Annotated in this window: 10 protein-coding genes; 5 read left to right on the top strand and 5 right to left on the bottom strand. The window is 71.7% G+C overall.

Features of this window, described 5'->3' with window-relative positions; translation table 11 throughout:
• Positions 1–149: 149 nt before the first annotated feature.
• The 5 genes from ACZ56E_RS34260 to ACZ56E_RS34240 all read right to left on the bottom strand — a co-directional run bounded on the left by ACZ56E_RS34260 (position 150) and on the right by ACZ56E_RS34240 (position 5,429).
• Entirely contained in the window at positions 150–986 is an 837-nt protein-coding gene (locus ACZ56E_RS34260; protein ID WP_471220267.1) for a PhzF family phenazine biosynthesis protein, read from the bottom strand.
• 171 nt (positions 987–1,157) lie between these two features.
• Positions 1,158–2,333: a 3-deoxy-7-phosphoheptulonate synthase gene (locus ACZ56E_RS34255; protein ID WP_471220265.1), complete on the bottom strand. Its 1,176-nt coding sequence runs from the start codon at positions 2,331–2,333 to the stop codon at positions 1,158–1,160.
• Positions 2,334–2,649: 316 nt separating this feature from the next.
• Positions 2,650–3,921, bottom strand: coding sequence for an NAD(P)/FAD-dependent oxidoreductase (locus ACZ56E_RS34250; protein WP_471220263.1), 1,272 nt, complete (start codon positions 3,919–3,921; stop codon positions 2,650–2,652).
• Entirely contained in the window at positions 3,921–4,244 is a 324-nt protein-coding gene (locus ACZ56E_RS34245) for a 2Fe-2S iron-sulfur cluster-binding protein (protein ID WP_268774414.1), read from the bottom strand. The genes ACZ56E_RS34250 and ACZ56E_RS34245 overlap by 1 nt, the downstream gene beginning before the upstream one ends.
• 258 nt (positions 4,245–4,502) lie before the next feature.
• Positions 4,503–5,429, bottom strand: coding sequence for a LysR family transcriptional regulator (locus tag ACZ56E_RS34240; RefSeq protein ID WP_471220260.1), 927 nt, complete (start codon positions 5,427–5,429; stop codon positions 4,503–4,505).
• A gap of 251 nt (positions 5,430–5,680) precedes the next feature.
• Between ACZ56E_RS34240 and ACZ56E_RS34235 the strand changes: the two genes are divergently transcribed.
• The 5 genes from ACZ56E_RS34235 (at position 5,681) to ACZ56E_RS34215 (ending at position 12,859) form a co-directional block, all read left to right on the top strand.
• Complete coding sequence (locus ACZ56E_RS34235) at positions 5,681–6,982, top strand: cytochrome ubiquinol oxidase subunit I (protein ID WP_471220258.1); 1,302 nt, start codon at positions 5,681–5,683, stop codon at positions 6,980–6,982.
• 63 nt (positions 6,983–7,045) lie between these two features.
• Positions 7,046–8,074: a cytochrome d ubiquinol oxidase subunit II gene (cydB, locus tag ACZ56E_RS34230; protein WP_471220256.1), complete on the top strand. Its 1,029-nt coding sequence runs from the start codon at positions 7,046–7,048 to the stop codon at positions 8,072–8,074.
• Positions 8,075–8,104: 30 nt separating this feature from the next.
• On the top strand, positions 8,105–9,973 hold the full coding sequence (gene cydD, locus ACZ56E_RS34225; protein ID WP_471220254.1) for a thiol reductant ABC exporter subunit CydD: 1,869 nt from the start codon (positions 8,105–8,107) through the stop codon (positions 9,971–9,973).
• On the top strand, positions 9,970–11,745 hold the full coding sequence (gene cydC / locus ACZ56E_RS34220; protein ID WP_471220252.1) for a thiol reductant ABC exporter subunit CydC: 1,776 nt from the start codon (positions 9,970–9,972) through the stop codon (positions 11,743–11,745). Before cydD ends, cydC begins: the two co-directional genes overlap by 4 nt.
• 115 nt (positions 11,746–11,860) lie before the next feature.
• A complete protein-coding gene (locus tag ACZ56E_RS34215) occupies positions 11,861–12,859 on the top strand; it encodes a TIGR03842 family LLM class F420-dependent oxidoreductase (RefSeq protein WP_471220249.1) in 999 nt (332 codons plus the stop codon).
• Positions 12,860–12,869 lie beyond the last annotated feature (10 nt).

The following is a 12,869-nucleotide window of genomic DNA, read 5'->3' as shown; positions in this document are numbered from 1 at the left end:
CGGTGAGCAGTCCCATCGGCTCGGCGGGCGGGGTGCGGAACTGGGGGAAGTCCACCTCCACGGTGCCCGTCAACGTCTCCGAACGCCGCGAGGGAACCCGGCCGTTGGCCGGCGCGGTGGTGGCGGTGCCGTTGGTCTTCTGGGACGGCTCAGACATGAATCGTTCCTTCGATCGTGACGACGCCGTGGCCCGAGACCTCGACCGAGTCGACCCGGTCGCCCTCGCCCTGGGCCAGCGCCCTCATGGGGGAGGGGCGGCCGATCTCGATGCCCTGGGTGATCTCGATGAGCTGCCCGTACGAGCCGAGGCCGTGCCGGGCGATGTGGATCGCGATGGGGCCGGCCACCGAGCCGGTGGCGGCGTCCTCCACGACTCCGTACGCGGGCGAGAACATGCGGTTGCGCCAAGTGGTCCCGGACCCGGCGATGCAGTTGGTCGCCATGTCGGGGAAGCTCGCGAGGGCGCGGTGGTCGGGGTCCACCTTCGACAGGGCCTCGAAGCTCTCGAAGCCGACCAGGACGTGCCGCGGGCCGTTGCGGTAGATCTCGACCGGCAGCGTCGACTCGCGGACGCCCAGCGCCTCCAGGAGCTCGTCGGCGCGGTCGAAGGGCTCCCAGACGGGCACCGGCTGGCGCATGCTCGTCGAGACGACCTGCCCGCCGGCGCGCTGCAGCTCGAAGGGGATCACGCCCATCGCGGTCTCGATCCGCAGCCGGTCAGCGTCGGTGCGCCGGCCCAGGGCGATGGCCGTACCCAGCAACGGGTGTCCGGCGAAGGGGAGTTCGTTGACGGGTGTGAAGATCCGTACGTGGACGTCGCCGCCCTGCTTGGGGGCCAGTACGAACGTGGTCTCGGAAAGGTTCATCTCCCGTGCGATGCGCTGCATCTGCTCGGCCGTCAGGTCGTCGGCGTCGAAGAACACAGCCACCGGATTACCGGTGAGGGGCTCTCGGGCGAACGCGTCGACAACTACGTAGTTGTGCATCTGCTCTCCACTGTCATTGGGGGGCGGCCGTGCCGTGCCGGGACGACGACCACGATGCGCGGTCCTTCTTTGGTTGACCCTGATTCCAGCTGGAATGGCGCGGAAAGCCCCGGCCACGGGGCCTGACGGGCCTTACGGCCTGGGTCGGACAGGCCGGAACCGTCAGGCGGGTCAGGCAGGCCAGGCGTTGACGGCGTGCAGGGCCTGGGTGGGGTTGAGGCGGGGGTCGCAGCACGAGGTGTAGCGCTCGCCCACCCGCTCCAGGTCGGCCTCGGTGCTGGCGCACTCGGTGACGTCGTCGGGGGTGGTCTCCAGGTGCAGGCCGCCGGCGATGCCGCCCGCGTTCTGCACTGCCTGGACGAAGCCGGTGATCTCGCGGGCGACGGTGTCGACCATGCGGGTCTTGTAACCGCCGGGCGCGGTGACGGTGTTGCCGTGCACCGGGTCGCTCAGCCAGATCGCGGGGTGGCCGGCCTCGCGGACCGCTTCCACCAGGCGGGGCAGGCGCTCGGTGACCTTGTCCGCGCCCATCCGGGCGATCAGCGTGAGCCGGCCCGGGTCGCGCCAGGGGTCCAGCTTCTCGCACAGCGCCAGCAGCTCGTCCACCTCCATGGCGGGCCCGACCTTGCAGGCCACCGGGTTGCTCACCTCGGCGAGCAGGGCGACATGGGCGCCCTCGACCTGGCGGGTGCGCTCCCCGATCCACGGCCAGTGCGTGGACCCCAGGAAGAGGCGGCCCTTGTCGTCGGTGCGCAGCATGGGCATCTCGTAGTCCAGCAGCAGCGCCTCATGGCTGGTCCACACCGGCGGGCCCACCGTCTCGCGGCCCGCCGCCCGCTCGCGCCAGCCCAGATTCTCCAGGATGTCCCCGGCCGCCATATATCCCGTGATGATCCTGAGCGGATCGGGGCGGCGGCTCTCGGCGTCGGGCTCGGGGCCGTTGACCATGTGGCCGCGGAAGACGGGCAGTTCGAGGCCGTCGACGATCTCGGTGGGCTTGGAGCGGGGCTTGGCGAACTGGCCCGCGATGCGTCCCACGCGCAGCACCGGGCGGCCGGTGATGAGGCCGAGCCGGCCGGCCAGCAGGTCGAGCAGGGCGGCCTTGCGGGCCACATGGCGGGGGGTGCACTCCTGGGGGTCCTCGGCGCAGTCGCCGGACTGCAGGACCATCGCCTCGCCGCGGGCGACCTTGCCCAGCAGGGTGCGCAGGGTGGCCAGGTCGTCGCCCTGGACGAGCGGCGGGCGGGCGGCCAGGGCCTCGCCCACCCGGTTCAGCTGAGAAAGGTCGCTCCAGTCGGGTTGCTGAAGTGCCCCGCGGATACGAATCTCCCGTATGACGTCTTCCATGACGTACTCCGATCCAGCGGTGAAGTGATACTCGGGCGGGTATTTCCCGTGCGCTTGATCTCCCGGTAACGGAGTCTTCGGCAACGGAATGCCGAGCGCGTGCATCTGCTGGAACGAAATGCGCAGGCGCCGAAAGCCCCCCGTTGGCCTCGAGCGATCCTGCCTGATTCAACGAAGCAAATCAACAGCGTTTCGATGTTTTATCAGTGAACGCGATGTAACAACATTCAACCATAAAGAAGGCGCACTGAGATAAACTCAGTGCGCCTTTTTTATAAATCACTCGCGGCGAATCCCCGCGCTATATCCGCCGGTGTCAGAGCGGCACCGGCGCCTCCGTCCCGCGCCTGGCGAGGCTCCGGAGATGCTCCCTGAGGCTGAATCCCGGCGCCGACGCCTCCTCGGGCGTCAGGGTGGTGCCCTGCGTCAGGAGGCGGCGGGCCGCGAGGTGGTCGGCGGGCCGGTTGACGGACTCGACCGCCTGCAGATCCTGCCCGCGGAAGAGCAGCACCGAGAAGGCGTCGGGGTCGTCACCGAGCACGACCTCGGAGTCGTGCCCTTCGTTGAACCCCGCGATCTGCACGGTGGTGGCGAACTGGTCGCTCCAGAACCACGGCAATTCGTCGTACGCGCGAGGCGACCCGGTCAGCCGCTGGGCGACCGACTGGGCGTGCCCCACGGCGTTCTGCACCGATTCGAGCCGCAGCCGGTTGCCGGAGCGCACCTGCGGGAACGCCGCACAGTCGCCGATGGCCGAGATGTGCGGATCACCGGTCAGCAGCCGGGAGTCGACGGTGATGCCGCCGTCCACGGGGAGACCGGCCGCCGCGGCCAGCTCCGTGCGCGGGGTGACACCGACACCGACCAGGACCAGGTCGGCGGGGAGCCGGCGGCCGTCGGCGAGCTCCACCGCCGTGACCCCCGAGCGGCCGTCGCCGTGCAGAGCCGTGACGCCCTGGCCGAACAGCAGCTCCGTGCCCCTGCCGCGGTGCAGCCGCGTGAAGTGTTCCGCGGTCGGCGCCGACGCGACCCGCGCGAGCGGCCGGTCCAGCGCCTCCACGACGGTCACCTCGACGCCCGACTCCCGCGCCACGGCGGCGAATTCGAGGCCGATGAACCCGGCCCCCACCACCACCGCGCGCCGCGCCCCCGCCAGCGACGACTGCAGCGCGGCGGCGTCCCGCGCGGTGCGCAGGGTGTGCACGCCGCGCAGCTCCGCACCCGGCACGGGAAGCGTGCGGGGCGTGGCGCCGGTGGCGAGGACGAGATGGCCGTAGCCGTACGTGGAGCCGTCGGTGAGGCGTACCGTGCGGGCGGCCGGGTCGATCTCCGTCACGGTGCCCGCGACGAGGTCGATGGACTGGCGTACGTAGTACGTCGCGGGCCGCAGCCACAGCTCCGCCTCGTCCGCCTCACCCTTGAGGTACGCCTTGGACAGCGGCGGACGCTCGTAGGGGAGCGCGTCCTCGGCGCTGATGAGCGTGATGCTCCCCGTGTAGCCGTGCTCCCGCAGGGAGGCCGCGGTCTGGTAGCCGCCCTGGCCGGCGCCGACCACGACGACCGAGTCGGGCCGGGTGTGCTCCGTCATCAGTTCTGCCGTTCGGGGGTGTGGACGATGAGGCCGTCCAGGGCGTCGCTCGACTTGAGCTGGCAGCTCAGCCGGCTGTTGGGCTTGCGGGGGCACGCCGTGAAGTCGAGCATCTCGTCCTCGCGCTCCTTCGGCGGCTCCAGCTTGTCGAGGGTGGTCTCGTCCACGTAGACGTGGCAGGTGGCGCACTGCATGTTGCCGCCGCACTGGGCGACGATGCCGTCGATGTCGTTGAAGACGGCGCCGCGCATGACGCTCGTGCCGGCCGGGACGTCGATCGTGGTCTGGTTTCCATCGACGGCGACATACGTGATTTTGGGCATGACGGAGCTCCTCGATGGCATCCGGAAGCGCGCGTGGGTGCGCCGTGACACGGATGCCTGGCAAGTGAATGACGGAAGGTGGAGAGGGTGCGGCCAGCGGTCGGCAGGGGACGCGACACCCGTGCCGACTCGCCATCACCCGCTGGCCGTTCGGACACGCGACTGTCCTGGACCACGGTTATGGCAGCGCGTTGGAGAGTACCAAACAAATTTCGGCCAAGCCAGGACCCGTTGGGAACCCGGGGTGCGGTGGACGCGTCAGGAGCGGTGGCCGCGGCCGCGCCGGGGGTCCGGCAGGCGGTGGGTCATGAAGGGCCTGCTGGTGGTGAACTCCCGGAACTTCGTGGCGGCGTCGGAGAGGTAGGTGTCGCGGTTCCACACCAGGGTGAGGATCCGGTGGCAGTCGGGCGCGTTCAAGTGCACCCAGGCGACCGGGACTTGGGAGTCGGTGCCGGCCTGTCGGGAGATCGCCGGAATCAGGCCGATGCCGAGCCCCGCACTGATCATGTCCTGGCTCGCGCCCGGCTCGTCGCCCTCGCAGGACAGCCGCGGCGTGAGCCCTTCGGAGGCGAACAGCCGGTCAAGGAGCGTGCGTTGCCACTGCCCGGGGCGGGTGGTGACGAACGGCTCGGCGGCGATCTCACGGACCGTCACGCTCTCCTGCCCGTCGAGCCAGTGGCCGCGCGGGACGGCGAGCAGCACCTCCTCGCGGGCGAGCTCGATCGAGTCGAGGTTCGCGCCGGTCAGGGGCTGTGAGGCAACACAGAAGTCGACCTCCCTGGCGCGCAGCTGACGGTCCATCTCCTCCGCGTTCGACTGGTAGAGCCTGACGTCGGCGCGGGGGTAGGCGGCGCGGAAGCTGCCGAGGAGATGGGTGATCGTCAGAAGGGTCTCGGAGGCGACGCTGACCCGGCCGAACGCCGTGTCGCGCGCGTCGCTCAGGGCCCGGCGGGCGTCGTCGAGCTCGCTCAGGGCGCGGTCCACGTGGCCCAGGAACACCACGCCGTACTGGTTGAGACGGATGCGGCGGCCCTGCCGGTCGAACAGCGGGGTGCCGAGGTCGGCCTCCAGGCGCGCGATGGTGCGGCTGAGGGAGGGCTGGGCGACGCGCAGCTCCTCCGCGGCCCGGCTGATGTGCTCGAAACGGGCGACGGCCTGGAAGTAGCGCAACTGCAGAAGATCCATGATCCACCTTCACTTATGCCTTCGCGGACATCATCACATGGCAAAACAAGTCTTGGAATGCATAAGGAATTCTCTCTACCGTTCTCGACGAGGTCACCGCACAGGTGGCGGGCAACGGCGCCCGGCAGCTGCACGCGAAGCGGCGACCCCGTCCACCGTCCGCACCACCGCACACACTCACAGACCCACCGCCCGCACCCAACCCCCCACCGCCGTCCCAACCGGCCACCGTCCCCCAGGAAGGTCGCATCATGAGCGCTGCGGATCTGGCCCGACTCCAGTTCGCGGCCACGACCGGCATCCACTGGCTGTTCGTGATCCTCACCATGGGACTCGTCCCCATCGTGGCGATCATGCACACCCGGGCCGCGTTCACCCGTGATCCCGCCAAGAGAGCAGTCCGGGAGCGTATGACCCGCTTCTGGGGCCAGCTCTACGTCATCAACTACGCGGTCGGCATCGTCACCGGCCTCGTCATGGAGTTCCAGTTCGGGCTCAGCTGGAGCGGCCTGAGCAAGTTCGCGGGCAACGTCTTCGGCGCCCCGCTGGCCCTCGAGACCCTCATCGCCTTCTTCGCCGAGTCCACCTTCCTCGGCATGTGGATCTTCGGCTGGGGCCGGCTGCGCAGAGGCGTGCACGTCACGCTCATCTGGCTGGTCGCCCTGACCGCGTACGCCTCCGGATACTGGATCCTGATCGCCAACGGCTTCATGCAGCACCCGGTCGGCTACGAGGTCCGTGACGGCGTCGCGTACCTGACCGACTTCGGGGCGCTGCTCACCAACTCCAGCGCTCTGATGGCCCTCTTCCACCTCTCGCTGGGCGCCCTCACCACGGGCGGCTGCTTCGTCGCCGGCGTCAGCGCCTGGCACTACCTGCGCGGCACCAAGGAGACCGAGCTCTTCCGGCCCTCCCTGAAGCTCGGTCTCTGGGTGTCGACCGTCGCCTCCTTCTTCGTGGTCGTCGTCGGCGAGATGCAGCGCCCCATCATCGAGCGCACCCAGCCCATGAAGGACGCGGTCCTGGAGAACCACGGCGTCGCCGAGCTGCAGGCCGAGCTCGTCAAGGAGCACGGGCCCGGCAACTACGTGCCCTGGCAGGACACGATGCGGATCTCGATGGACGTCATGACGATCATCGGCAACACCGTCTCCACCATCACCTTCATCGCCCTCATCCTTCTCTGGAAGAACCGGCTGATGCGCTGGCGCTGGGCCTCCTGGATCCTGGTCGCGACGATCCCCTTCCCGTTCATCGCCTCCGTGGGCGGCTGGATCGTCCGCGAGGTCGGCCGCCAGCCCTGGATCATCTACGGCGAACTGACCGTCGAGGACGCGCTGTCCCACGTCGGGAAGACCTCGCTGCTCCTGTCCTGCGTCCTGTTCATCGCCATCTTCGTCGCGCTGGCCGTGACGAACTGGACCCTGATCACTCGGTTCGCGCTCCGCGGCCCTGACGCCACCCAGCTCGGCGTCAGCGAGCCCCTGCCGGACGACCTGCCCGAGGGGCCGGGCGGCAGCACCAGCGAGAAGCAGCCGGTGCCCGCGCTCTGAGCCGGGCCGACCCGGCACCCCCCACCGAGATGATCCCCCTGCTGTAACGGAAAGTTGAGCGAGATGAGTCTGGAGACCGTCTGGCTGGCCCTCCTGGGCCTGCTACTCGCCGGGTACTTTGTGCTCGGCGGCTACGACTACGGCGCACAGATGCTGCACCCCTTCCTCGGCCACGGCCGAGACGGCCAGGAGGAGAAGCGCACCAGCGGAAACGCCGCCCTCGACGCCATCGCGCCGTTCTTCCTGGGCAACGAGGTCTGGCTGGTCGCCTTCGCCGGAGTCATGTTCGGTGCCTTCCCGCACCTCGAAGGCACCCTCCTGTCCGGCATGTACCCGCTGATCGTGGCGATCCTCGCCGGCCTGGTACTCGGCAACGCCGCGGTCCAGCTCCGCCGCCGCTCCCACAGCGCACGCGGCCGCCGGATGTGGGACGCCCTGATCGTCTTCGGCGGCGTCGTCCCCGCCGTGGCGTGGGGCCTCATCGTGGGGCTGCTGCTGCACGGCGTGCCCCGCCGCGCCGACGGCAGCTTCCACATCGGGTTCGGCGACGTGTTCACGCCGTTCGTGCTCGCCTGCGGAGCCACCACCGTGCTGCTCTTCGCGGCCCACGGCGCGACCTTCGTCGCCCTCCGCTCGGAGCCCGAACTCGCCGCGCGGGCACGGCAGCTGGCCGCCAAACTGCTCGTCGGGGTCGCCGCGGCGGGCGCCCTCGCCCTGCTCCTCACGCTCTTCGGAGCGGGCGCCTCGATGACGAACCGCGCGACCTCGGCGGTCATCGCCGTCCTGATCGTCGCGGCCCTCGCCGCCGCCCGGTGGTACCTCGACCGCGGACACAACGTCCTCGCGTTCGCCGCCACCTGCGCCGCGACCGCGCTGCCCGTCCTGCTCATCGGCGCCGGCCACTACCCGTACCTCCTGATCACCGACGCGGGCTCGGGCCTCGACATCGACCACGCCATCACCGACGACGCCACGCTGAAGATCCTCAGCGGCTTCGGGATCCTGGTGATCCCGACGATCCTCGCCTACCAGTTCTGGAGCTGGTGGGCCTTCCGGGGGCGGACGGGACAGCGTCACCCCAGCTACTTCTGACCCCCGGAAAGCGACGAGAGGGACCCCACGATGAAGCCCGTCGAACGCCGTCTGACGCGGGAGATACCGGCACTGCGGCGCCATATGACGTACTCCTCGGTGCTGGCACTCGCGGGCGCCGGGCTCATCGTCACCCAGGCGGTCCTGCTGGCCACGGCGCTCGCCGACGGCTTCGCCGGACACGGCCTGCGCACCGGCACACTGGCCGCGCTCGGCGCCGTCATGGCGCTGCGCGCGCTCCTCACCTGGCTCCGCGGCGTGCTCGCCCAGCGCGCCGCGGCCGACGCCAAGCGCACCCTGCGGGACCGGATCACCGGACGGCTGCAGCGGACGGGACCGCTGCGGCTGACCGCCCGCCGCCACGGCGAGACGGCCACGCTGCTCACCCGCGGCCTCGACGCCCTCGACCCGTACATCGTCGGCTACCTGCCCACGATGGCGGCCACCGCCGTCGTGCCCCTCACGGTCGTCGGCTGGGTGTGGTGGACCGACTGGACCTCCGCGCTGATCATCGTCATCACCCTGCCGCTGATCCCCGTGTTCGGCGCGCTGGTCGGCATGCACACCGCCCAACGCACCGCCCGCCAGTGGCGGTTGCTGTCCCGCCTCGGCGGCCACTTCCTGGACGTGGTGGCCGGCCTGCCGACCCTCCGCGCCTTCGGCCGCGAGCGGCACCAGACCAAGGTCGTGCACGAGATGGCGGACGCCCACCGGCGCGCCACCATGCGCACCCTCCGCGTCGCCTTCCTCTCCTCCCTCGTCCTGGAAACCGTCGCCACCCTCTCCGTGGCGCTGGTCGCCGTCCCCGTCGGGCTGCGGCTGCTCCACGGCGACGTCGGCCTGCACACCGCCCTGGTCGTCCTGTTCCTCGCCCCCGAGGCGTATCTGCCGCTGCGCGCCATGGGCGCCGCCTTCCACGACAGCGCCGAGGGCATCGCCGTGGCCGAACGCGTCTTCGCCGTCCTCGACGAAGAGGACACCGCGCCGGCGCCCGCCGACCGCGTCCCCGCCCCCGACGCCCGCACGGCCCGCCTCACCCTCGACGACGTCACCGTCCACTACCCGGGCCGCACCGAGCCCGCCCTGCGCAACGTCTCCCTGACCATCGCCCCCGGCGAGCACATCGCCCTGGTCGGCCCGAGCGGCGCGGGCAAGTCCACGCTGCTCTCGCTCCTCCTCGGCTTCGTCACCCCCGCATCGGGCCGGGTCGAGGCCGGCGGCACCGACCTCGCGGGACTCGACCCCGACGACTGGTGCACCCAGGTGGCATGGGTGCCGCAGCGCCCCCACCTCGTCGCCGGGACCGTCGCCGAGAACATCCGCCTCGGACGCCCCGACGCGAGCGACGCCGAGGTGCGGGATGCGGCCCGCGCCGCGTCCGCCGACCTCTTCGTCGACGAGCTGCCCCAGGGGTACGACACGGTGCTCGGCGAGCACGGCGCCGGACTCTCCGCCGGTCAGCGCCAACGGATCGCACTGGCCCGTGCCTTCCTCAAGGACGCCCCCGTACTGCTCCTCGACGAACCGACCGCCCACCTCGACCCCGAGAGCGAGGCCGCCGTCACCCGCGCCACCGTCGCCCTCATGCGCGGCCGCACCTCGATCGTCGTCGCCCACCGCACCAGCCTGCTCCCGCACGCGGACCGCGTCATCACGGTACGAGGGGGTGGCATCTCCGTACCCGGGGCGACGCCCGCGCCCGAGGCCGCACCCGCGCACGAACCGGCGCCGGAATTCGGGCCGGCGCCCGCCCCCGATCCGGTGCCCGCCCCCGATCCGGTGCCCGCCCCCAATCCGGTGCCTGCGCACGATCCGGTGCCTGTGCACGAACAGCCACCCACCCCCCGAGCATCCCCCGCTCCCGAACTCATGCCCACCGAAAGGCTGGTGGCCTCATGACCGTGTACGCCGAGGCCGTCGTCCCGCGCGCCGACGTCCCCGGGCCGCCCGCCCGGGGCACCCGCCCCACCGTCCGCCTCCTGCGCCACCTCCTGCCGTACTGGCGCAGGCTGCTGCCCGCCGCGCTCGCCGCCGCAGGCAGTGAACTCGCCGCCGCCGCGCTGATGGCCACCGCCGCCTGGCTCATCACCCGCGCGGCCGAACAGCCGCCGCTCGCCGCCGTGAGCGTCGCCATCGTCGCCGTGCGGGCGCTGGCCCTCGGGCGCGGCGCGCTGCGCTACATCGACCGGCTCCTCGGCCACGACGGCGTGCTGCGGGCCGTCGCGGGGTTCCGCGCCCGGGTGTACGAGGCGCTGATACCGCTCGCCCCGGCCGGCACGCCCGCCTTCCGCAGCGGCGACCTGCTGACCCGCCTCGTCGACGACGTGGACGCCGCCCAGGACCTGCTGCTGCGCGTCATGATCCCGGCCACGGCGGCCTGCGTCGTCGCCGCGAGCGCCACCGGCCTGACCCTGGTGCTGCTGCCGGAGGCCGGGCTGCTGCTCGGACTGCTGCTCGCCGTGGCGGGGCTGCTCGTGCCCGCCCTCGTGCTCGCCCTGTCCCGCCGCGCCGGCCGGGACGAGAAGACGGCGCGTGCCGAACTCGCCGCCGTCACCGTCGACCTGACGCAGGGAGCCGCGGACCTCGCCGCGTACGGCGCCCGCGGCCGCACCCACGACAGGGCCCGCCACGTCACGGCCCGGATCGCCGGACTGGAGCGCCACAAGGCCCTGACCACCTCGCTCGCCCAGGCCGTGGTGCTGGTGCTGCAGGCCGCGGCGACGGTCGGCGTCACCTGGCTCGCGCTGCGCGCCCACGCGGCGGGCGACCTGCCCGCCGTACAGCTCACCGTCCTCGCCGTCCTCGCGCTCGTCTCCTTCGAGGCCCTCGCACCGCTGCCCGCCGCCGCCCGCCGCTTCGCCGAGGTCCGGGCCTCCGCGCTGCGCCTTGCCGACCTGTTCGACACGCCGGCGCCCGTCGCCGACCCCACAGCCCCGGACCCGCTGCCCACCGACGCACCGCTCGACGTGACCATCGCCGACCTGCGGGTCCGCCACATCCAGGACGGCCCCCCGGCCCTGGACGGGGCGAGCCTGCGGCTGCCGGCCGGTCGCCGCGTGGTGCTCCTCGGGGCCAGCGGGTCCGGCAAGTCGACGCTGATCGCCGCACTCATGCGGTTCGTGCCGTACGAGGCCGGCAGCATCCGCGTCGGCGGCCGCGAACTCAGCGATTGCTCGGGCGCCGACGCCCGCCGCGCGATCACCGGCATGACGCAGGACGCGCACGTCTTCCACGCCACCATCCGCGCCAACCTGCTCCTCGCCGCGCCCGACGCCACCGACGCCGACCTGCGCGAGGCGGCCCGCAGGGCGCGCATCCTGGACTGGATCGAGTTGCTGCCGGACGGCTGGGAGACCGTACTCGGCGGGGACGGCGCCACCGTCTCGGGCGGCCAGCGCCGACGCCTGCTCCTGGCCCGCGCGCTGCTCGCCGACCCGCCCGTCCTCGTCCTGGACGAACCCACCGAGGGCCTCGACCCGGACACCGCCGCCGAGGTGCTCGCCGACATCCTCGACGCCACCCGCGGCCGCACCACGCTCCTCGTCACGCACGAGCGTTCGGGCCTCGCCGCGGCCGACGCGATCGTCACCCTCGACCGGGGCAGGATCCGTCCCGCCACCCACGAGGACCTCGACTCCACGACCGGCGGCCCGGCCGCCCCGGCGCTCTGAGTCCCTCTTGCCAAGCTCCGGCGGGCGGCCGAAGATTGTCCCTCCTCGGACGACCTTCGAGGGGTGCTCGTGCCAGGAGTCTGAGGGCGCTCGACCTGAGTGAGGAGCGAAGGCCATGGATTTTGGGCTCGTACTGCAGACCGACCCGCCCGCCTCGGAGGTCGTCGGACTCATGAGGCGCGCGGAGCGCAACGGCTTCGACTACGGCTGGACGTTCGACTCGTCGGTGCTGTGGCAGGAGCCGTTCGTCATCTACAGCCGCATCCTCGAACACACCTCGCGGCTGACCGTCGGCCCCATGGTCACCAACCCGGGCACCAGGACCTGGGAGGTCACCGCCTCCACCTTCGCCACGCTCAACGACATGTACGGCAACCGCACCGTGTGCGGCATCGGGCGCGGCGACTCCGCGATGCGCGTCGCGGGACGCAAGCCCAACACCCTCGCCCGGCTCGCCGAGGCGATCGACGTCATCCGTGACCTCGCCGAGGGCCGCGAGGCCGACGTCGGCGGGCAGCGGCTGCGGCTGCCGTGGGTGCGGGACGGGAAACTGCCGGTGTGGATGGCGGCGTACGGTCCGAAGGCGCTCGCGCTCGCCGGGCAGAAGGCCGACGGGTTCATCCTCCAGCTCGCCGACCCGTATCTGACGCAGTGGATGGTCAAGGCCGTGCGGGACGCGGCCGCGGACGCCGGGCGCGACCCGGCGGACGTCAAGATCTGCGTGGCCGCGCCCGCGTACGTGGGGGACGACCTCGCGCACGCCAGGGAGCAGTGCAGGTGGTTCGGCGGGATGGTCGGCAACCACGTCGCGGACCTGGTCGCCAGGTACGGCGAGCACTCTTCGATGGTGCCCGAGGCCCTCACCGCGTACATCAAGGCCCGCCAGGGCTACGACTACAGCCACCACGGTCGGGCCGGGAACCCGGACACGGCCTTCGTGCCGGACGAGATCGTCGACCGGTTCTGTCTGCTGGGTCCCGTCGAGGCGCACCTCGAACGGCTGGCGCAGCTACGGGAGTTGGGCGTCGACCAGTTCGCGGTGTACGCGATGCACGACGCCCGGGAGGACGTCATCGACGCGTACGGCGCCTCGGTCATCCCCGCGCTCTCCTGAGCCGCCCGCG

It is taken from the genome of Streptomyces sp. NPDC039480 (assembly GCF_055597165.1).
Note: the sequence above shows the minus strand (reverse complement) of the source record. Positions and strands in the feature narration are given on the sequence as shown.